The sequence below is a fragment of the Arthrobacter sp. Soil782 genome, from assembly GCF_001428435.1.
Lineage (GTDB): Bacteria > Actinomycetota > Actinomycetes > Actinomycetales > Micrococcaceae > Arthrobacter_D > Arthrobacter_D parietis.
In genome coordinates this window covers 270,792-292,091 of sequence record NZ_LMSO01000009.1, presented here as the reverse complement: position 1 = coordinate 292,091, position 21,300 = coordinate 270,792, and the positions used below count along the sequence as shown (strand labels likewise).

14 protein-coding genes are annotated in these 21,300 nt (G+C 59.9%); 9 read left to right on the top strand and 5 right to left on the bottom strand.

Annotated elements, in window-relative coordinates; genetic code table 11:
* The first annotated feature begins 222 nt into the window (after window positions 1-222).
* The 4 genes from ASH00_RS16455 to ASH00_RS11995 all read left to right on the top strand — a co-directional run bounded on the left by ASH00_RS16455 (window position 223) and on the right by ASH00_RS11995 (window position 5,528).
* Window positions 223-780, top strand: coding sequence for a WcaF family extracellular polysaccharide biosynthesis acetyltransferase (locus ASH00_RS16455; protein ID WP_327019692.1), 558 nt, complete (start codon window positions 223-225; stop codon window positions 778-780).
* Window positions 777-1,892 carry a glycosyltransferase gene (locus ASH00_RS12010; RefSeq protein ID WP_056549249.1) on the top strand — a complete coding sequence of 372 codons (1,116 nt, stop codon included), beginning with the start codon at window positions 777-779 and terminating at the stop codon, window positions 1,890-1,892. Before ASH00_RS16455 ends, ASH00_RS12010 begins: the two co-directional genes overlap by 4 nt.
* Before the next feature lie 102 nt (window positions 1,893-1,994).
* Window positions 1,995-3,071 (top strand): hypothetical protein, encoded by a 1,077-nt coding sequence (locus ASH00_RS12005; protein WP_157359104.1) that lies wholly within the window; start codon window positions 1,995-1,997, stop codon window positions 3,069-3,071.
* A gap of 1,212 nt (window positions 3,072-4,283) precedes the next feature.
* Window positions 4,284-5,528, top strand: coding sequence for a glycosyltransferase (locus ASH00_RS11995; protein ID WP_082566085.1), 1,245 nt, complete (start codon window positions 4,284-4,286; stop codon window positions 5,526-5,528).
* 1,671 nt (window positions 5,529-7,199) lie between these two features.
* Here ASH00_RS11995 and ASH00_RS11990 read toward each other — a convergent pair.
* From ASH00_RS11990 to ASH00_RS11975, 4 genes are all read right to left on the bottom strand, one after another.
* Window positions 7,200-8,021, bottom strand: coding sequence for a LicD family protein (locus tag ASH00_RS11990; RefSeq protein ID WP_056548765.1), 822 nt, complete (start codon window positions 8,019-8,021; stop codon window positions 7,200-7,202).
* Between the two features lie 3 nt (window positions 8,022-8,024).
* Entirely contained in the window at window positions 8,025-9,449 is a 1,425-nt protein-coding gene (locus ASH00_RS11985; protein ID WP_235563281.1) for a Gfo/Idh/MocA family oxidoreductase, read from the bottom strand.
* A 94-nt stretch (window positions 9,450-9,543) separates the two neighbouring features.
* A complete protein-coding gene (locus ASH00_RS11980; protein ID WP_056548761.1) occupies window positions 9,544-9,996 on the bottom strand; it encodes a VanZ family protein in 453 nt (150 codons plus the stop codon).
* Between the two features lie 14 nt (window positions 9,997-10,010).
* The gene (locus ASH00_RS11975; protein ID WP_056548759.1) at window positions 10,011-10,586 is read right to left on the bottom strand and encodes an arsenate reductase/protein-tyrosine-phosphatase family protein; all 576 of its coding nucleotides are present in this window, start codon (window positions 10,584-10,586) and stop codon (window positions 10,011-10,013) included.
* Between the two features lie 295 nt (window positions 10,587-10,881).
* Here ASH00_RS11975 and ASH00_RS11970 point away from each other — a divergent pair, with 295 nt between their 5' ends.
* The 5 genes from ASH00_RS11970 to ASH00_RS11950 all read left to right on the top strand — a co-directional run bounded on the left by ASH00_RS11970 (window position 10,882) and on the right by ASH00_RS11950 (window position 20,816).
* A complete protein-coding gene (locus tag ASH00_RS11970; RefSeq protein ID WP_056548757.1) occupies window positions 10,882-11,526 on the top strand; it encodes a 50S ribosomal protein L25/general stress protein Ctc in 645 nt (214 codons plus the stop codon).
* Between the two features lie 10 nt (window positions 11,527-11,536).
* The gene (pth, locus tag ASH00_RS11965) at window positions 11,537-12,124 is read left to right on the top strand and encodes an aminoacyl-tRNA hydrolase (RefSeq protein ID WP_235563280.1); all 588 of its coding nucleotides are present in this window, start codon (window positions 11,537-11,539) and stop codon (window positions 12,122-12,124) included.
* Between the two features lie 297 nt (window positions 12,125-12,421).
* Window positions 12,422-15,091, top strand: a complete 2,670-nt coding sequence (locus tag ASH00_RS11960) for a helix-turn-helix transcriptional regulator (protein WP_056548754.1) — start codon at window positions 12,422-12,424, stop codon at window positions 15,089-15,091.
* A gap of 7 nt (window positions 15,092-15,098) precedes the next feature.
* Window positions 15,099-17,798: a LuxR C-terminal-related transcriptional regulator gene (locus tag ASH00_RS11955; protein ID WP_056548752.1), complete on the top strand. Its 2,700-nt coding sequence runs from the start codon at window positions 15,099-15,101 to the stop codon at window positions 17,796-17,798.
* A gap of 339 nt (window positions 17,799-18,137) precedes the next feature.
* Window positions 18,138-20,816, top strand: a complete 2,679-nt coding sequence (locus ASH00_RS11950; protein WP_157359103.1) for a LuxR C-terminal-related transcriptional regulator — start codon at window positions 18,138-18,140, stop codon at window positions 20,814-20,816.
* Here ASH00_RS11950 and ASH00_RS11945 read toward each other — a convergent pair.
* The gene (locus tag ASH00_RS11945; RefSeq protein ID WP_056548748.1) at window positions 20,813-21,193 is read right to left on the bottom strand and encodes an Hpt domain-containing protein; all 381 of its coding nucleotides are present in this window, start codon (window positions 21,191-21,193) and stop codon (window positions 20,813-20,815) included. The genes ASH00_RS11950 and ASH00_RS11945 overlap by 4 nt on opposite strands.
* Between the last annotated feature and the right edge of the window lie 107 nt (window positions 21,194-21,300).

Genomic DNA, 21,300 nt, shown 5'->3' with positions numbered 1-21,300 from the left:
CCGGCGGTTCCTTGGACCTGCACCATTTCTACTGGGACGTCCATGCTGCATCGAGCAGGGACTCCTGACCGGAACGAATCTGGAGGCGGATTCAAGAGAGATTCGAGCGCGACGACCTCGTCATCTAAGCAGGCGTACCGGCGGCGTGAACGACTGGAGGCGATGGGCTGGACGTGAAGTGTCTGATTTGGGGACGCCCGCTGCTCCACGACGCAAGTCTGTATGCAGATGAGCCATTTTCGCCACCTCAGTCTTTTCACTGGCAATGGGTATGTTAAGGGTCGAAGCAAAGTAGTGCAGGTCCTTTGGGTGATGGTCTCATCCCTAATCGTTCAACGCATTTGGTGCCCTTCCCGTTTGCGAGTGAGGGTGCTGCGGGCGTTCGGAGCCAATATTGGCAATGGGGTTCTCATTCGTGAAGGCGTGCGAGTTCACTGGCCCTGGAAGCTGTCCATTGGAGATAACTCCTGGATTGGAGTTGATGTCTGGCTGCTGAACCTGGAACAGATCGCGATTGGGCAAGACGTATGTGTTTCCCAATCAGCATTCATTTGCACGGGCAGTCACGATGCCAAGTCTCGCAGCTTCGAGTTCGATAACGCGCCTATCAAGGTGGAGGACGGAGCTTGGATCGCAGCCAGAGCCACCGTACTCCGAGGCGTGACAGTGGGAAAAGACGCAGTCGTCGGAGCTACGGCGCTAGTGGTTAGGGATGTGCCGGCGGGAAGCAGGGCCCTAGCTCCACTTCCGAAGCAGCAATGGAGAGGTTCGGAGCTTTGAAGATTCTCCAGATAGCTACGCTTATCTCTCCGGATGGGGCTTATGGTGGGCCCGTTCGGGTGGCAATCAATCAGGCTGACGCGTTGCGGGCTGCTGGCCATGATGTGCAGCTAGTTGCTGCCGCCAGGGGGTTCGGTCCTTGTCTGCCCAAAGAGTTTTCTGGATCCCCAGTAACGCTCTTTCCTGCGCGTACCCTACTTCCAGGCACCGGTTTCGCTGGAATAGCTGCGCCGTCGTTATGGGCATGGCTTACCAGAGTCATCCGGACCGCCGACATCGTGCATGTTCATCTGGCAAGAGACTTGGTGACACTGCCAGCTGCCGCCATAGCCAGGGCTACGGGCACCCCGTACGTGCTCCAAACGCACGGGATGATTAACGAGTCGGAACATTTTCTTTCCAAGCCTCTGGATCGGTTCCTCACCAAACCTGTACTACGACGAGCTCGGCAGATCTTTTATCTGACAGAGCGCGAAGCGGACGATCTAGTTAGCGTGGCTGGTGGAGATCTCCGCTTGAAGTTCCTCCCCAATGGAGTACCCGGCACAGAAATTCAACGGCAACGGAATGAGCACACGGAAGTACTATTTCTAGCGCGGCTGCATGCCATCAAGCGGCCCATGCACTTCATTCGTATGGCGGAACGGTTGATTGGAAGGTTCCCACATGCTCGATTCACCCTCGTGGGGCCAGATGAGGGTTCTGGTGATGAGGTCCGGGACGCGCTCATGAAGGCGGATCTGGGGAACAACGTTCGTTGGGAAGGTCCAATCGGCCCCTCGGAGACGCTTGCACGTATGGCCAAAGCGGACGTATATGTGCTCCCTTCTGTCGACGAAACTTTCCCCATGGCAGTGCTCGAGGCGATGTCCGTAGGTTTACCCGTGGTGATCAGCAGTTCCTGCGGACTCGCCAACCACATTAGAGAGACCCGCTCAGGCGCGCTTTTCGACGGATCCCTTGAGGGGCTCGTTTCTGCAGTGGAGGAGTTTCTCGGGGATCCCATTCTTCGGGAAGACACAGGACACCGTGCCAGTCAGGCAGCGCGAAAAATTTTTTCCATGGATGCTGTTGTACATGAGCTGCAAGAAAATTACACCGCTCCGGGCTGATTCGTCGATTATTCTTGGAAGCTTCGCCCGACCGTATGAGGGGCGACTAATGTCTAGTAGGAAACGATAAACGTGTGTGATCAAGCTACGAAAAAGCGCCGAGTGGTAATTGTCGAACCGAATTTCACTGGCCATCGCCTGTACTACGTGCGGCTTCTCGTCGAAGAAGCCGCGCGGCGCGGGAACGATGTTTTCGTTATCCTGACCGAAGAAGCGATACACAGCGCTGAGTACGAAGTTCAACTCGCTCCGTTGATTGAGCAATTCAGGTTGCGGTTCCTGCCGCAGCGGGGTACTCCTCTAGACCTGATCAAGTTGCGTGAGCTATCCGTCGGTCTCGTGGCCGACGTGCTGGTGGTGCCGGACGGCGACGGTCTGGCGCGCAAAATGGCTACATCCGTCAGATGGCGTGGCCCCGGGACCCTGAACGTGCTCGTACTTCGCGAGAAGGCTCAGTCGAACAGAATCCCAGGCAGAGCCGTAGTCGTGAATATCGCAAAATGGTTGATTCATCACTGGGCGGATCGCGCAAGTGACGCAAATATAGTCCTTCTGAAGACTGCGCTCTGGCAGGGCCGATCCAGCCTGACGACGGCGAACGACCCGGTTACGTTGCGCGTAACAGCTCAATCAGTAGGGAAACTTCGGGATGAGTGGGGATTAACAACCCCACAACATTGGTTCTCCGTACTCGGTTTTGTGGATAAGAGGAAGAATTTACCTCTGGTGCTGCGCAGTTTGTCCGGGTTGAAATCAGGCCGCCGAATCGGACTGTTAATCGCCGGCAAATGTGCGCCTGAAGTGCTGGAGGAATCGAAACCATTTTTAGGTCAGCTCCGCGCTGCGGGCGCTAAGGTTGTTTTATTGGATAGGTTCCTTACCGAGAATGAACTCGATTCGGCGGTGGCCGCTGTCGATACGGTGGTCATGGCACATAGCAATGAGGGGTCAAGCGGACTGTTCGGAAAAGCTGTCGCTGCCGGCACAGGGATCGTTGCGGGGGGAGCGAAAACCTTGCGTCGTGAGTTAGCAGCTTCGCCAGGTCTCGGAGAATGGGCGCCACTCAACCAAGGAGACCTGAGCGTCGCTTTGAAGCGAGCACTTGACAGGCGGGGTCCCGGGCACCCTCGCGCCCTCGGCACGGATTCTTTCACTAGCCCCCTATTGGGCGGCAGATGAGACTGTTGAAGCGGGCCCGACTGAGAACGGTGGGCGGACAGGCGCTCTTCTTGGCGGTCTCTGCTGGCCTCGCTCAGCTCACCATCGCCTTGATCTTCGCGCTTGCAGCACGCGCCACAGATCCAGCTTCTTTGGGCATTGTCGTGTCTGCAATGGCTTTAGGAGTTGCGTTAGCGGGTCTAACAGATTTCGGCACCAACTCGTACTGGGTGCGCGGAATCGCGCGCGGCGTCATGCAGACTCGTGAGCTTGGGATACTCCTCATTTCTAAAATCGCGATAGGCCTTGTCGCATCTGTATGTCTAGCGGTATCTCTGGCGATTGTCGTACCGGGGACACTTCTATGGACTGCAGGGTTACTGGGATTTGCAACGCTGGTCGGACAAGCCGCCCAGACTCCCCTTCGTGGAGCTGCTCTCGGACACCTAGCTTCGATCGTCGTCATCTTTGACCGCTGTTCAGCAGTTCTGGCCTACTTCATAAGCACTGCTCTTGGAGTCCCAGCTCCTGAGGCTTTGGTTGTTGCTTTATTCGTTGGTCCAATCGGTTCTGCTGTTCTCGCGCGCTACTTAACTCCTAGTTCCCGTCGGCCTCACGCTCGTCCATTTGCATTCCGGTGGCCCTGGTCGGGCGCACGCAACTTCGGCGTCTCGTCCTCCTTCATTGCAATACAGACGATGGACGTCATTATCCTTAGTGCTCTGGCGGCTCCATCCGCTGCTGGCATCTACGGCGCTGTGAACAAATGGGTGCAGCCGGTAACTATCTTGGCCGCGTCCTTCGCCTCTGCGTCAGCGCCCTTCATTGCCCGCACCACACACGCTCGGGAGTCGTGGAAGATATTGCGTCAAGCGGTCTGGATTCCGGTGGTCGCAGTCGGCGGTTCCTGCTGCCTAGCTCTACTTGCTCCCTGGCTGGTCGTTACAGTCCTAGGCGAAGCATACGAGAGTGCCGGGATAGTATTGACCATCCTCGCTTTGGCAGCAATACCCGGCGTGTTGAATCAGCCACTTTTCGTCGCGCTGCAGTACCTAGGTCGGGATAGAGCGGCGGCTTTCGTACTCTCCTTCTTGGTCGTTCTTCAACTCGTTCTTGTGGCACTTCTGGCACCTTCTTTGGGGGCTGTCGCATGTGCGCTGGCGGTTCTCTCGAGCCAAACAGCTCAACTTGCCGCCTTCTTGCTTATTGCGGTCCGGGAGTTGAAACGTCCGCATGAATCACAGGAGCGTAGTGCTGTCGACAGCCAGTGATGGGCCTTTCTATTCATTTCATTTCATTTCGACGATGGAGGATAAGTTGACAGGCTGGCAAAGCAGAAAGACAGGTGGAGAAGCGGCCGAAGAGTACCGAGTTCTTTGGATCACCAACTTTGCGGCGCCCTACAGAATGCCGGTCTGGAGGCAGCTGGCTGAGCGTTATTCGTTGGAAGTAGCTGTGTTGGTCGGTTCCGAACATTTTCATCTCGACGGAAAAAATCGTGGAGACGAGTGGGCTCCGAAGGAGAGGAATAGCGACAACTTCTCCATCAAAGTACTCAGATCGCGCAGGGTCTCGAGAATTACTCGACCGGTGTATCTTTTAGCTTCCTCCATGACTATTAGACAGTTCCCATCAGCGGGGAACTTGATTCTGGGAGGATGGCAGGAACCAGCTTACTGGCAAGCCCTCATGACCGCAAAGATCAAAGGGATCAGAACAATTGGATTCTACGAATCTACTCCTCAATCGCAAACCCACAAAGTGGGGTTGGTAGCCGGTGCTAGGAAGTTTTTCTTTCGTTCGCTAGATGCCGTGGTAGTGCCTGGTCCATCTGCCGCAATGGCGGTCCGAAAGATGGGCGTCAAAGACACAAAGATTTTTGAAGGCTTCAATGCTGTGGATGTCGCCGCTTTTCACGAGGCACGATGGCATAGGAGCGAGAAGAAGCGGGAAGGGCATAAGTTTCTTTACGTTGGACGTTTAATCGGTTTGAAAAATGTCGCTAGTATAATCTCTGCCTTCCACCGGATTAGATTACCGAATGACACTCTCACAATCGTTGGAGAGGGAGAGTTGCGGGCGAACTTGCGAGAGCAAGCCGATTCCCTCGGGTTAGGTAACCAGGTAGTCTTCTTAGGCCCAGTTGCTTATGCTGCTCTACCGCAAGTCATGGTCCAGCACGACACTTTGGTGCTTTCATCACTAAGCGAGGTGTGGGGGTTAGTAGTCAACGAGGCTTTGGCAGCGGGTCTGCACTGTGTCGTAGGTCAGCGCTGCGGTGTTGCTGCCTCAGTTGAAAGCATGCGGGGAGTTTATATCAGCGACGTCGACATCGAGAGCTTAGCAATCAGCATGGCGAGCAGTCGGGAAGCCTGGACTGGACCGATTGACACTCCGGAAATAATGTCTAACACTCCAGAGGCTTTCGCAGCGGTATTCGAAGCAGCCCTCGGAGCGGGAACTAAGCGAAACACATGAGTGGGCGTTAGATAATCCGGATGATGGGCGCCTGGGCGGCCTAACTCCAACCGAAAGCCAGAGGTTTCCGTGAGGCACCGGCACTGCCGGTGCGGACGAGCACATTCTGCCCGGTTAGGGTCCGGTTCCGCCGTAGAACCCCGCGGGCCACAGCGCCGCGGCCAAAATCTCCCCAAACCCTTGCCCGTGTCGGTCTCGGACGAAGAGCTCGGCCGGGCGTCCGTGCCGGTCTGGGAGTACCAGGCGTTCGCGCGCGGCAGCCAGTCAGCGAGCTGGTCATTGAAAATAAGTGGGGACGCGAATGTCCGCCCGGGCATGAAGCCCTGCCGGAAGTAACGGTTCATCCGCTCCACGATGCCCTTGGATTTCGGATCCCGTGGCGGCAACTACCGGATCTCGCAGCCCAGCACGCCGGCGAACGCCGCCGCCGGGTCCGTCAGCCTGCCTTGGCCGATCCACGACTCGTTGTCCCAGAACAGCTGCTTAGGCACTGCCGGCCTCCTGCACCAATGACCGCATCCCGCCCAACAGATCAGAGGTCGTGCGGGTCGGCAGCATTCTGGCCTGGTTGTATCCGGAGAACGCGCTCGTCATCACCAACACCGGAGGTTTGCCCTCCTGCCCGGGCCGCAGCGGCTCACAGGGAAATCATAAATCGCACTGCATCGCCTGACCCGGTTCATGGACCAACCGGTCCACCGGATCCGGCATATATCGGGACGAAGGCCACGAACCTTGTCCCGGAACAAGGATGCAGAGCCCGTCCAGCCGACGCGTTCAGCCAATACCGAGGCCGGCATCGTCGGCGTTTGAACCAACAAGGCACGCACCTGCGCCGCTCAAGCATCTAAGCTCGAAACCTGCAGGCGGCCGCTCATACTGCGGCGGCCGCACCGCCTCCAACGCCCGGTCAACCGTTCCCGGGACACACCGAGCTGTTTAGCCATCTTCCTCTTGGAGATTCTCTCCGTCGGGTATCGGGGGCGTAACTGCGCCCAACATCCAACGTGATTACCATCCATAATGGTCAGTGGCCTCACAGCTGGCGTTACGGGCCATATATTCGGTGGGCGTCAACAGAGCGGATAGCTATCGCTATGCGCGCAAACGACACAGTCGTCCGCTGGGAAATTAGCGCGGATTTGGTCTGCTGTTGAACAGCGTCGTGTCGTACACAACGATGGTGCGGATCGCTGCTCCAAGGGGTTCACTAGCGCGTCTCGTGGTGTAGCTGATCGGGTCCCTATTAGTAGTCAGCAGCTGTGCAATAGCTAGGTGATTCTTCGGCGTCCAGTCGTCCCGGTGCTTTGTTGGCGTCACATCATACCCCGGACCAGAACCGGATCACCCTCGCCGCAGACCTCTCCACCTCAGCCCAAGAGATCCTCAACCGCCTCGAAAACGGTCACTAAGCCAAGTGGCTCGAGTCAGGTTGAAGTTACCAACTGCCAGCCGTTTCAGCATAGAGGAACCATCAAATCCGCTGTCCAGGATAACCACAATAGATCATAGATCAGGGCAAGTGGATTCCGCTCAGGTAGAATTTGAGCGTACTTACCTTAGCAGGACCACGCGTTCCTTGCTGTCAACGACAGCAAGCCGGGAAGGATCCCAAACCTTCGCTCGTCCACCATGCTTGCATCTAACTCTTGAGCTTCATTTGTTGGAACTCTAGAGAATCAATTCAATGAGATCGTGCCGGGATACTCGCGATTCAACCGGGGGTGGAACCATGTAGTTCCCGTACAAGGACGTAAGGTAGTCGTCATACCGTTTGAAGGCGGGGAGTTTTAGATCTCCAAAAGTAATTCTTTCCAATTCTCGCGACCACGAAGATTGTATCGCCTCCTTATAGTAACCGTACGATCCTCCGAATGCCGTCATTCTCGACGTTGGTGTAGCGTTGTATCGCCTAATTTCGCGATCCAGCCAATGGTTGATGTGCTTGAGTGGGATCACAGAGGCCAACGCAGTGATAAGCCCGTATATCAGCTTTTTTGGCGCTCCACTCATTGTGGTCATATCGTATCCATACTTAGTCACGATCAGACGCTTGAGAACGTAAGCTGCGCCGCTTTGAACACGCTGCAGAATCTGTGAATGAGGGACGTTATCGAAAGGAAAAATATCTATATACACACCTTGAGGTCCGGATGATTTCTTTGATGCCCTTTCAACGAATTTAGTATTCTTCATGCGAAGCTTAGCGTAGGGTAGCCCCAAACCTCCCGACGCGCCCCAGGTCTGGAATACAAAATTTGAGTCCAACCTACTAGCCGCAATTTCTGCGAATCTGTCAAAATTCTCTCTGGTCATTCCTACATCGAGATCGTCGTCCCAAGGTATAAATCCTTTGTGGCGGACAGCGCCCAGAAGCGTGCCCGCTATAATAAAATATTCGATGTCGTTTTCGCTGCACACACGGTCAAATTCCCGCGCTATTCTCAACTGAATTTGCTTGAGCTTCTCTTGCTGGCTTCTTGAGAGATACACGGGTTAGACCTTCACACTTTCGATCGAAGCTCCGAAACGCCGTGCGTTAGAGAGCGCCACTTGCTGTATCTCCGTTATAGCTTTCGACTCGGCGGGGGACAGCTTGTAGGTTTGGAATGTGCTGTTCTTGATCATTGTCGCGAACTCGGCTATTTCATAGCGGAGACCATCACCATCGAACTTGAAATAGAAGTTGCGGTTCTCTCTCGAGTCCTCGAATCGAAGTTCGCAGTGCTCGGTCTTCCACCAAGGTGCAGGAGCATAGAGGTAGCCTTTAGTTCCCGAGATCACCAAATCTCCCTCCGATTTAACCCCTATTCCTACTCGCGCGCTCGCGATCGCGTGAGGGTAGATCAGGTCGATTTTTGAAAAAAGATCCACGCCGGTTTGTCCTTTGTAGGACATCGCAGATATCTCATCATAATTCAGTCCAAGTACTTTCAAAATCGCCAGGAGCGGATATGAGCTCAACTCGAGAATACTTCCACCATCTCGCTCCATTTCTCGTCCGCCAGAAACGAGCTTGGTGAAGGTCGCTTCAACTGAACGTACTTGCCCTATCGATCCACTCTTCGCGAGTGCGACCATTCTTTGAAATCCCGGTGCGTATGCTGTTTTTACTGCCTCAATCAATACAAGACTGCGATCTGAGGCTAGTTGGTATAGCTCATCGGTTTCGCTCGATGCTAGCGTGATGGGTTTCTCACAAAGTACGTGCTTACCTGCAGAAAGAGCAGCCTTCGCGTATTTATAGTGCGATGTGTGCGGAGTCGCCACATATATCGCATTACAAGATTCAAGAAGCTCTTCGTAGGATTTCGCTGCAATTTCTAAGCTATGCCGTTCAGCGAAATCAATAGTGCGTTCTCTCGTTCTGCTGAACACGCCCTCGACATGCACACCGCTCACAAATAAAGATTCAGATACAAAGCGTTCCGCAATTCGCCCGGCTCCAACAATGCCGATTTCGATGAGGTCCGTTCCCTGTGACCGCAGAAGAGTGCTGGACACACCTTTTGTGCGCTCCAGATAGACAACATCACAGTACTCTGAAAGATAGTCAAACTTCCCCTCCCAATCCGACCCGATCGCGAAGATGTCGACCTCGTATTGCTGGATATCGTTTATCTTTTGCCCTTCATATTCTTCAATGAGGACTTCGTCCGCGAGACCGCTCCGTCGGACATTCTCAATTCGTTCCATCAACGTTTGCTCCACGTTGAGCTTTCCGCGCGCAGCGTCATAGTTGTCGGTAGTGACGCCGACGATCAGGCGGTCTCCGAGAGAGCGAGCTCGCTCAAGCAGACGTACGTGCCCTTCATGAAATAAATCGAAGGTCCCATATGTAATGACATTTTGCGTCTTATGCATAATCTCGTTGCCTCCCCCATGCCGGAGCTTGTAGCGAGCGCCGTTAGGCTTTCGCACGATTGAATGTTCTCGCTAGTCCTCGACTTTACTGGAGGCGAGAGTCTCTCACGACAGGGCGTGGCCCGGCACCTGGCGATTGACTGGTTCACTCTCAATGGCGGCGCTGCCCTTCACCCTTCGGCCCGAACCTCGTCTCTCGTGTGCGCCCACCCGTGCACAACAACGTGCCGATCGCGGCGCCGAGTGCGTTAGCCAGGACATCCCGCGGTGTTGCGACTCGCTCGGGACGGAACAGCTCCTGGCCTACCTTAATGCAAATGGACGACACGATTCCGGCCGGCAAAGCCACCCACGCACGCCGCAACGGCAGGAATGCAGCCACCAGTATGCCGAACGGGATAAACAGCAGCACGTTGGCTCCGGACTCGATCACGCTGTAGTCGAACCAGCCCGGCACCCCGAGTCGATGAAGAACGCGCAGTGCGCGGTTGATGAAGCCTGACGCACCTTCATCAACCGGAGACGGCCAATACGCAATCAGCGACAGCACCACCAGATAGCCGGCCAGCAGCACGGCAAGGAAGCGCCGTCGTCGTACTACCATTGGAGATTCCGCTATCACCGGTGGTTGAACTCCCAGTCCACCAGCGTCTTCACGGCCGGCACCAGTTCTCGCACCATCTGCTGGTACACCTCGTCAGCGCGGCGGTAGGGGTCCACCACGTCGTCATCGGCTGGATCCGAAGGGTGCACAGTGCGGGCTCGCACCACCTTCGGCATGATTGCGCGCCAGCGGTGCGGGCCGTCCAAGGACGGGTCGCCGTCCAAGGTGGTGATGAGACGAGCGAACTCGCGCAGCGTGAAGGTCTTGCGCAGCAATGAAGGGGCCATCTCGATCACGCGGCCGCGGTGCTCGCGGGTCAGGGTCAGCACCAGGTCCTTGCCCTCCAGGATGCGTTCCTCAAGCTGGCGGGCGCGGAAGTTCTCGGAGTCGCCGTCGAACACGCGGACAAAGCCGGCTACCTGCGCGTCAATGGGGTAGTCCACCATCGCGCCCGTACCGGCACTGGAGATTTCAAACTCGCCGGGCGCAATCCGGGCGAACGCGCTCTGCAGCAGACGCTCCACCATGGGGGAGCGGCAGATGTTGCCGGTGCACACGGCAAGAATGCGAAACGGAGTATCCGTTGTCATGGCCCCAATTCCTGACAGGTCCTTACCGGGCGCGGGGAGTCGCCGGCAGCAGCGTACGAGACTGCGTACTGAGCCTACCTGCCTACGGTCCCGGAACTGCGTATGTGTCTGCATGCGGTAAGCTGGTCTGCGATGCCTAGGCGAGGGAACGCCTGCTCTGATCTCAGAGCATGTTCCGTTATCGACGGTGGCTGGCGGCTTTCCTGACAACGCGCATGTTCGCGTAAGGGGAGGGTGGCCGGGCTTCGTTGGATCGCTCGGTACAACCCTCAAGAACCTAACCTCAGGAGACACCATGTCCGAGCAGAAGCTCGTCGCAGAACTGCGCACCGATTTCGGTAAGGGCGCTGCCCGCCAGGCACGCCGCGCCAACAAGATCCCCGCCGTCATCTACGGCCACGGCGCAGACCCCATCCACGTGCTGCTTCCCGCCAAGGCAACCACCCTGGCCGTCCGCCACGCCAACGCCCTGCTCAGCATCGACGTAGACGGCGAAGCGCACCTGGCCCTCGCCAAGGACGTGCAGCGCAACACCCTCAAGCGCATCGTCGAGCACCTTGACCTGCTGACCGTCCGCCGCGGCGAGAAGGTCCAGGTTGAGGTCAGCATCCACGTTGAGGGCGAGCCCAAGCCGGGAGTTGTCACCAACCTCGAGCAGACCACCGTCACCGTCGAGGCCGAGGCAACGCACCTGCCCGAGTCCCTGACCGTCAACCTCGACGGCCACGGCGTGGGCGACCACGTTTACGCCTCGGATATCCGCCTCCCCAAGGGCGTTACTCTCCTGACCGAAGCAGAGACGCTGATCATCAACGTTTCCTCGCCGGTTGTTGAAGACCTGGGCGAGACCGCCACGGAGACCGGCGTTGACTCCGACGGCGGCGACGCCTCCGCTGAGGAAGCCACCGGCGATGTGGTTCCGGCCACCGAAGAGTCCTAAGCACCCACCAGTGTCTGACAACACCTGGCTGATAGCCGGGCTCGGGAATCCCGGGCCCGGCTATTCCGGCAACCGGCACAATGTGGGCCAGATGGTCCTCGACGTGCTGGGTGCGCGGCTGGGTGGCAAGTTCGGCACCTCCAAGGCACGCGCCGTCGTACTCGAGGGACGGCTGGGGATAGGCGGGCCGAAGCTGGTCCTTGCCAAGCCGCTCACCTACATGAACCTCACCGGCGGGCCTGTGTCGCAGCTCGCGAAGTTCTACGGGATCGAGCCGGACCACGTGGTGGCGGTGCATGATGAGATCGACATCCCCTTCAACACGATCAAGCTCAAGATCGGCGGGGGAGAAGGCGGCCACAACGGACTGCGGGATATGAGCAAGGCCCTCGGCACCAAGGACTACCTGCGGATCCGCGTGGGCGTAGGCCGTCCACCGGGCCGGCAGGAAGCCGCGGACTACGTGCTCCGCGACTTCAGCTCCACGGAAAAGAAGGACCTTCCAATCCTTTTGGAAGAGGCGGCTGACGCCGTCGAAAGCGTTGTACTGGAGGGTTTGCTGACCACTCAGCAGAAGTTTCATTCTGCGGGAAAATAGCGGTAAACTGGATCTGCAGTTCCGAACAGGACTGCATGGCCTGATGGCCCCAAAAGCGGGGGCCGACGTTGGGCGGCCTCTGAGACTGGGCCACCCCCATCCCAACGTCGGCCCCTTTTTTGTGCGCGCCACCGGGTTGCTACACATGGTTGATAAATCAAGGAAATAATGGGTGCCTTCTGTCCTGATCCGGCGTAGTCTATTGGCCTAGCGCATGACGTGTTGGGGCGGACTAATGAATGATCTCGCAATGTCCGGTGCAGACAATGAACTGTCGGCACCGTTGATCGATACCGTATGGCCACCAGGCGAAAGGTTCCGGAGCACCGGGGGCCCGCGATGTTGAACGTCCACGGCGAGTGGCCGCTTATAGGCCGTGACGCGGAACTGGAGGACGTCCGGGACGCCCTGCTGGACAGCAGTTGCCGCGGAGTGATCATCACCGGCCCCTCCGGGGTGGGAAAGACCGCGCTGGCGCAGCGCATGGCACGCCAGCTCGATGACTCGTTCGAACTCGTGTACGTCCGCGGCTCGGCACTCGCATCAAAAATGCCCTACGGAGCCCTCAGCTTTGTCCTAAGCGATCTCGACGACGCGATTGTGGACAACCCCCTGATGCTGCTGCGCGGACTGCAGGAACTCTACGCACGGCGAGACGACGGCCGGCAGACCCTCATCCTCGCTGACAATCTCGAGGAACTCGACTCCTCCTCCGCCATGGCACTGGCCCACCTGGTGCGCGTAGACGCGGTCAAGCTGATTGCCATCTGCCAGTCGATCGACGCCTCACCCGAGGAATTCTGCGACCTCTGGAAGGACGGGGCGCTCCGGCGGATCGACCTCGAGCCGCTGGACCTGGCGTCCACCACCCGTCTGCTCTCGGCAGCCCTTGACGCGCCGGTATCCAGAGCGGCTGCCGCCAGCATGTGGCACATCACCGGCGGAAACCCGCTCTTCCTCCAGGCGCTCACCCGCGAGCAGGTAGATTCCGGCGAAATGCTGGAGCGCGACGGCGTGTGGGTGGCCAAGCCACTGTCCGCACCGAAGACGCGGCGGTCAATGACGGACTGGATCATGGTCCGCCTGCGCCGGTTGCCCCCGGAGCAGCGCGAGGCGATCGAGCTGATCTCCGTAGTGGGAGCGATTCCACTGGACCTCCTGCTCCGCTTTGTCCCCTCCTCAGCCGTTGACGCCTTGCAGATCACACGGGCCATCCGCGTTGAGCGGACGGATGTGCCGCTGGTGAGGATTGCAAATGGCCTTGTCAGCGAGGTGGTCCGCACCCAGGTTCCGCTGGGCCGCGGCCGTGAATTGATGCGCGCGCTCGCAGTTGAAGCGCAGGAGTGGGACATCCCCGCGCTAGCCCGCATGACCTTCGCCTCCTGGTGCATCGAATCCGGGGCTGACATCCCGGCAGAAAACCTGATCAACGCCGCCCGCCTCGCCAACCGGCACCGCCAGGGAGTACTGGCGCTCCGCTTCATCCACGCCATCCCCAATTACTCCGCGCTATCCCAGGCGGTGATCGAGGAAGCCAGGGCGATGGGCGTCGAGGCCGACTTCGCCGGCGGCCTGACCGTCCTTGACCAGTTCCTCGAGACCCACGCCGAACCCCACTTTGAAGATTGGCTGGACATCAGGCTGCTGCAGTGCCGCCTGCTCATGAAAAATCCCAGCCGGTATGCCGAAGCCGAACCCCTCCTCGGGGAGGTCCGGCAACGGCTTGCAGCGGAGGCGGTCTCCGCGGACCTGACCGGCCTCATTCGGGATGTGGACGAACTCGAAGCCGAACTCGCCGGCTACAGCGGCAGATACGCGGAGTTGCTGGAAAGCTTCGGATACCTGCTCACCGACCACACCGCTGAACAGCAGAACCCGACCTTGCTGGGCTGGCTGGCCGAGGCGCTGGCCATGACCGGACGCCAGGACGACGCCATTCGCCTCGCCTCCACGGTCATGGCGCGGCTGATGGACACCAGCCCCGACTCACTGCTGCAGGAAGCCGCCATGGCGCGGGTTTTCAAGCTCCTCGTGCTATCCGGACGCTGGAACGAATGCATTGACATGGCCGCCTCCCCGTCGAACCACGGCAAGGAAAGCGCCTATGACGGTTCCGCCTCCGAGTTCGCCGAAGGCTGCCTGCTCGCGTATGCGGGCCGCGGCTCTGAAGCACTCGACAAGCTGCTTCCCGCGCTCAGCCAGATGCGGGTCCACGACCGGCAGCACACACTTCCGGTGGCCGAGGCAACCGCCGCCTACGCGTACGCACTGGTGGGTGAGGCCCGCGCCTCCCTCGAACATCTGGAGCGGGCGGAACACCGGCCGGAACGGCTGTCCTGGCACACGTCACGCGCTGCTGAGTACTTCGCAGCGCTGGCCACCACCGCCACGCAGGCTCCGGCAGAGGTAGCCGAACGGATGCTGCAGCTCGCCGATGAAGACCGCGCACTGGGCAATCACGGCCACGAGCTCCTGTTCCTGTGCCAAAGTGTCCAGCTCGGGCTCGATTCAGTAGCGGACAGGCTAGTGTCTTCCGCACTGGCCTCGCAGGGACCGTTCGCTGAAGTGTGCGCCTTGTATGGGAAGGGGATCGCCTCGAAGGACACCCACCAGTTGCTGCTCGCCGCTCAGAAAGCTGCTGAGCTCGGGAACTGCCGGCTGGCCGCCGATGCAGCGAGGCTGGCCGCCGAGCTCGCCCAGGAAAGCGGCGACCAGGTCACTGTGGCCGCCGCCGGAAAGGTGCTTCGCGACGTCGGCGCCCCCGGGGTCGCCGGCAGGCGGGGTGCACTCGAATCCCTCACGGACCGCGAACGTAGCATTGCAGTACTGGTAGCGCAGGGCCGGACCAACCGTGATATAGCTCAAGTTATGTGCGTTTCCGTACGGACCATTGAAGGCCACGTCTATCGGCTCTACTCGAAACTCGGAGTGTCATCGCGTAGCCAGCTGGCTCTGCTCCTGGAATAGGCGGCTAATGGGGGAATCCACTGACGGCAGCCAGGATCTCATTGGCCGCGAAGACCTTGTCGAGGAAATCGCCTCTGTGCTGTCCGGATCCCAGTACCTGGGAGCCATTCTCGTTGGCGAGGCCGGCGTGGGGAAGACAGCGCTGGCGCGGACCGTAGCGAAGGCACTGGACGGCAGCGTAGCCGTGCTTCCCATCTCTGCCAGTCCCTCACTGCGCAAGGTGCCCTTCGGAGCGCTCTCACCGTACCTCCACTCACTGTCCATCGGCGACGTCGGCTCCTCCGTAGCCGTGTACCGCAGCATCATGGCGCACCTGGAATCAAGCAGCAACGGCCAGAAGAAGAAGATGCCGCTGTTCCTCGTGGACGATTCCCACGAACTCGATGACAACACCAGCGTGCTGCTCTCCCAACTCATCGCAGGCCGGCGGGCACGTGTGCTGGCGCTGGCACGCACGGCGCCCAATCCGTCGTCGGAATTTGGTTCCCTGCACCAGGACGGGCTGCTGCGCCGGTACGAGGTCAGGCCGCTCGGTGCCCCGGAGGTACATGAGCTCTGCCGGCGTGAACTGGGCGGCGACGTGCTGTCCAGCGTCAGCGCCACTCTCGCCCAGACCTCCGGCGGAAATCCCATGTTCCTGCTGGCCCTGCTGCGCCAGGGAAAACGCTCAGGCTACCTGGGCGTGCGCAACAAGGTGTGGCGACTGGTTGGTCCGGCGCCACCGCTGGACGTGAGCCTCGTGGACCTGATCAAGGTCCGCTTCCGGCGCCGGACGCCGGAAGAGCTGTCCGTGCTGGAGACGCTGGCGCTCGCCGAACCCATGCCGCTGGACGCGCTGGTCCACTGCACGGACCGGCCGGCCGTTACCGCGCTTCAGGAGGACGGTCTCATTGCCGTCGAAGGGGGTAGAGACCGGCTGGTCACGCTCAGCCACCCGCTCTACGGTGAAGTGATCCGTCAGGACGTGCCCGCCGGCCGCAGCCTGACCATCCGGCGGAAAGTGCTCGAGGTCCTGGATCACGATTCCACTACGGCTGACGGCTTCCTGCGCTTCGTGGCGTGGGGGCTGGACTGTGGGCTGCCTCCTGATGACAAGACGCTGCTGAGGGCGGCGGTGGTGGCTAACCGGCTGCACAACGCCGAGTTTGCGTTGCGCGCCGCCCGGGCCGTGCACGAGCCCAAGCTCCGCGGCAACGCCCTGGTTGAGATTGCACGTGCACAGATGACCCGTGGAAACCTGCCGTACGCCCGGGAGATTGTCGACGAGGTGCTCGATCAGTGCCAGAGCTTCACCCTCGCTAAGGAGGCCTCGCTGCTGTCCGTGGCGCTTCGGGTACGCGGACCCAATGCGGCTGAGCGGATCCGGGAGGACGTTGCGCGCTGGAAAAGCATCACTGACCGGATTGCGGCCGCGATAGGGGCTCCGAACGATCCGCAGGTGTTGGCCGGCCTGGGCGTTTCGCACAACGGCCACCGGATCCTGGAGAGCTTCGCGCTGAACTACGAGGGCAGGTTCCAGGAGTCCGAGAGGGTTCTCCGGGAGGTTCTGGCTGACCAGTACTGCAGCGACGAGGTTCGGCTGGCCGCCCTCAGCCTGCTTGGGGAGGCTCTCGGGTCCATCGGCAAGGCGATCGAAGGCACCCGGGCCACCGGTGAAGCCCTCCAGATCATCGCGGCGCACGGGAACAAGTTCGTGGGGCACTCGGAATTTGTGATCACACGCCACTTTGTCTCGATGGCCCACGCCGGGCTTTGGGATGAGATCGAGGAGCTCCTGGACACACTGGTGCGGAGCAAGGCCAGCGGTCCCTCCTCCTTCACCGGCATCACGGAGCTCTCCGAGGGGCTCATCGCGCTGCGCAAGGGCCTCATGGGAAGTGCCCGGACCGCGCTGATCCTCGGCGTGGAGGGCCTCCGCGAGTCCGACTCCAACCAGCTCATGCCGATGGCGCTGGGACTGGCGGCGTTCGCGTGCACCATGGTGGGGGACACCACCCGCGCCAAGGTGTACGCCACTGAGTTCGAGGCCGGCGCAAGTATCGGCACCCGGCAGGCGCAGCTCCTTGGCAAGGTGCACGTGGTCGCGGCGAACGCGCTGTTCCAGGGCGCTGCCCGGAGCATCGAGGAACTGCATGTGCTGGCGAAGCAGGCGGTGACTGACGGCATGACCGTGCTGGCCGCCGTCGCCTATGAACTGGCAGGACGGCTGGGGGATGAGCGGTGCTTTGAACCGCTGGCCCAGCTCACCGAGTCCTTCGAGGGGCCCGAAGGCGCTGTGATGACGGCGATGGCGAAGGCGGCGATGCGGAAGGACCCGAACGCGCTGATCGACGCAGCCGAGCTGGCCCAGACCTCCGGCTATCTGCTGGTGGCCGCCGAGTGCCTGGGCAAGGCCGTTCGGTACCTCTCACTGCGCGGAGAAGAGCATAAGTCGCGGACGGTCCAGCAGAAGCTCAATACAATCATCGGGCAGCTCGAAGGGCTGCAGAGCCCGCAGTTCGAGGCGGTGCGTTCCACATCGAAGCTCACCCAGCGCGAGCTGGACATCGCACGGCTGGCCGGCCAGAGCTATTCCAACAGGGATATCGCCGAAGCCCAGGGCGTATCCGTGCGCACCGTTGAAGGCCATCTCTACCGCATCTTCGCCAAGCTCGGGATCACCAGCCGTGATGAGCTGCCGGGAGCTGATCCAGCGAGTATCGGCTGAGTACCCTACGCGCTACGCGGGAGGGAAAATCGGGTACCTACTACTCGTGTTTGAAGTGGGTAGTTTTCCTACAGTGATGAGTGGAGCCGGCGACGTCGAAGCCTTCCCCAGACTAAGGCTCGTCCCCAGCCGTCGTCGGCTCCTTTTACGCGGGTCAGCGCGTGCGGGATTGCGCTCCAGTCAACCGATACGTTTGATCCTCCGTTCCGAATCTGTTAGTCAGAGCTGGAGATTAACCCATCGTCGCTTCACATGTCTTATTATTCGGTTGAGGCTGCTATGAGGCCAGCAGATCCTTGATCGCTCGCTCGTCCGCGAATCCGCCCACAAGGCGGTGCAGTGAACCGTCTGGAATGGGGGTGCGTAGGCATGATTTCACCATGGGTGGCCAGCGCTGCGCCTCCTGTAGCGGACCGGCAGCAGGCCGTCTCCGAGGTATCGCGGTCACTGACCTCTGCATACCTCTTCGGCTCGGTGATTGTCGGAAAGCCGGGCGTCGGGAAGTCGAATCTCCTGCACGAGGTGCTTGACGGGACGGAATCGATTGGCCGGGTCATCTACCTGCGCGGGACCGCGCTGTCTTCCGGCAAGCCGCTGAACGCACTAGCCTTCCTGCTCAAGGAGTTCGGCCTGAGCGCCGAGCAAGAGCCGCAGATGCTCGTCGAGGCGTTGGCGCACCATCTCGGGAACGTGCCGAATCAGGGCACGGTAGTCATCGCCGTGGACAATGCGGACAGCTTGGATGCGGTGTCTGCCGACGTTATTGCCCAACTCGCGTTGAATCTCTCAGTGAAGCTGCTCATTGCCTGCAGGGATCTCACGGACTGCCCGTCAAGCCTCATGACCTTGTGGTTGGAGGGCGCACTGCTCCGCATTGATCTCAACGAATTGTCGCAGTCAGAGGCCCATGAGTTGCTGGCCCAGACGCTCAAAGGACCCCTGTCGAGAAGTGCTGTTCATGCCTTATGGGGATACGCAGCCGGGAACGCCCGGCTGATGAAGCTGCTGGTCCATGACTTTGTCAGCTGCGGAAAGATCCTGCGCCAGGGGGATGTCTGGGTCCTTGGCCGAGCCCACATGCAAGTTTCGCACCCCACCGCCGACGCGGTGATGGCACACCTGGGTCCGCTGACCGCCCAGCAGGCCGAGCTACTCGAAACGCTCGCCCTGGCCGGGCACCTTTCGATGGGGATGGTCTCAGCTTTGGGGTCCGTACAGGATCTGGACCATCTGCAGGATATTGGAGCCATCCATCTTGCCCGCGACACTTCCCAGCTTGTGGTCACCGATCATCTCGTGGCTGTTGTCATCCGGGAACGTGTGGGCTCCTTCAGGCGCCTTCAGCTACTGACGCGGGTCAGGCAACTTCAGGCCAAGAGCACAGTGCCGGCGATTCATCCGGTGCGCTACGCAGAGTGGATGATGGAGTGCGGTTTGTCGCTGGACGAGGAGTCTGGACTGCGTGCTCTGGCGTATGCCAATGACCATGATGATCCGACGTCAGCCCTTATGGTTGCCGCGGGCCTGGGCGAGCATGGAAGTACCCACCCGGCGCTGCGCCTGGAAACGGCGCGGGCTCATCTGGCTGCTGATGATGAGGGATCAGCTGTCGAAGCAATGGAAATGTTCGTGGTCGCGGCGCGCGACTGCCTCTCAGCAGAGGATGAGAGGCGCCTCCGGAAACCCGAGCATCGCTCAGTGCGAGTCCAAATCGAGGTGGCGCGCTCCATCCTGGCCGGGCACGGCTGTGCTCCGGGAAGGGCACCGTCCCCCGCTTTCGTCGATGTCTCCGGGAACGATGAAATTCTCCTGGCGCAAGCCGAACGGGCCGCATCAGAGGGTCGCTACGAACTGATCAGGCCAATGCTCGACGGAAAGCAAGGGGAGCCCGGCGCTCCCGTTTCTGAAATCGGGATCCAGCTCACCTGCCTGCTCGCCCTGGCCGATGCAATCAGAGACAGGCAGCAGGAGGCCCTGGCCCTTGCCGCTGAAGTCACAGCCGGATTGCAGCACCTCCGGTTAGCCCACCGGATCCGTGCACGATTGATGTTTCGTGTCCAGCTGATCTGCCTCATCACCGGTCAGAAGGCCGACGCCGGCTGGACCGGCATCACGCCCGAGCTTCACCTGACGTCCGGAGACGGCACAGCGGGTGAATTCATGGATGGGATTTCGCTCGCTCGGCTTGGACGCCCCGGGGAAGCGCTCGCAGCGCTGGTGCCCGCGCTCGCCCAGTTGCAGGTCTGGGATCCCGGTGGGCTGCGGTGCGTATGCTCGGCGGCAACGGCTTTCTGTCACGCGCTACAGGGTGATTTCGGCAAGGTGCGGCCGCTGATGTTGCCGCTGGAAGACAGCGAGCGAGTGACACCGGCAGGGCTGCCGCTCTTTACGCTCCGCTACTTCCGGGCGATGACGCTGGCCTTACTGGGATCATCCGATCAAGCGGTTTCGATGTTGGAGGAACAGGCCGGCGAGGAGTTCTCGGCAGGGAACTTCGGGCTGGAGTTGATTGCCCGTGCCGCGGCGCTGCGGCTGGGAACCAAATCGACCGCCCGTGCGCTCCTTGAAACAGCCAGCCGCACCCAGGGACCGTTCTCCGATTTTTGTTCCTTCTTTGGTGAAGGACTCACCATGAAGAAACCGGAACTGTTGCTCGAGGCCGTCCACATGGCAGAGGACCTGGGTAATCATCTGTTTGCGGCAAAGGTCAGGGAGTCCGCCCGGTCCATGGCCGTAGCATCGGGCGACCGGAACGTCACCCGACAGGTGCAGCGCGTCATCGTCAATAGCGGGTTGCAGTTGAATGATGCAGACGCCGACGAGCAGTTGAACTTGCTAACTCCGCGCGAACGGGAAGCGGCACAGCTGGTGAAGTCAGGTTTGATCAATCGGCAGATTGCCCAGCAGATGCACGTTTCTGTCCGGACCGTGGAGGGCTACCTGTACCAGATCTACGTCAAGCTCGGAGTGAGCAACAGGGCCGACTTGATTGCGGCTCTTGAGGGGGAAGCGTCCTAACCGTACAGGGATGTCCGGTGGAGATATTCTCGGCTGAGCTGGTGGATTGTCTGGGTGCCGCATTCAGCCAGGGCGTCCAGCAAGCTTTCCGTTACCTCAGCGGTACCCCCGCGCAGTTCTGCCTCAATGTTTCCAGCGACGTATCTGAGTTGTTTGGCGCCGATCATTACGGATGAAACCTTGATCCCCAACAGCACGTTGACGGCGGTAGGGTGATCTCCGTCTGCCAGGGCGCTCCGCAGCCGCATGAGGCGGTCGTTCCAGATGAGGATGAAGTCCTCGACGAACCGATGGACAGGTTCAGGACTGGGGAAATCTGACTCCATAGCCCACAACTGAGTCAGGTCCAGAAGCGGTGGAAGATCGTGTGCGGCCACCCAGCACCTCCTCAGGTCATCTTGGCTGCTCAGTTGAGTGTTCGACGAGCGTCTTGTTGCGCAGGCCGGCGACGGCAGGACGGGCGTTTCAACGCCCGCCCTGCCGT

Coding starts and splice junctions, on each gene's coding strand:
- ASH00_RS16455 (WP_327019692.1), top strand. CDS start 223: ATGCAGATGAGCCATTTTCGCCACCTCAGTCTTTTCACTGGCAATGGG.
- ASH00_RS11995 (WP_082566085.1), top strand. CDS start 4,284: ATGAATCACAGGAGCGTAGTGCTGTCGACAGCCAGTGATGGGCCTTTC.
- ASH00_RS11980 (WP_056548761.1), bottom strand. CDS start 9,996: ATGGTAGTACGACGACGGCGCTTCCTTGCCGTGCTGCTGGCCGGCTAT.
- ASH00_RS11975 (WP_056548759.1), bottom strand. CDS start 10,586: ATGACAACGGATACTCCGTTTCGCATTCTTGCCGTGTGCACCGGCAAC.
- ASH00_RS11970 (WP_056548757.1), top strand. CDS start 10,882: ATGTCCGAGCAGAAGCTCGTCGCAGAACTGCGCACCGATTTCGGTAAG.
- ASH00_RS11960 (WP_056548754.1), top strand. CDS start 12,422: ATGGCCACCAGGCGAAAGGTTCCGGAGCACCGGGGGCCCGCGATGTTG.
- ASH00_RS11955 (WP_056548752.1), top strand. CDS start 15,099: ATGGGGGAATCCACTGACGGCAGCCAGGATCTCATTGGCCGCGAAGAC.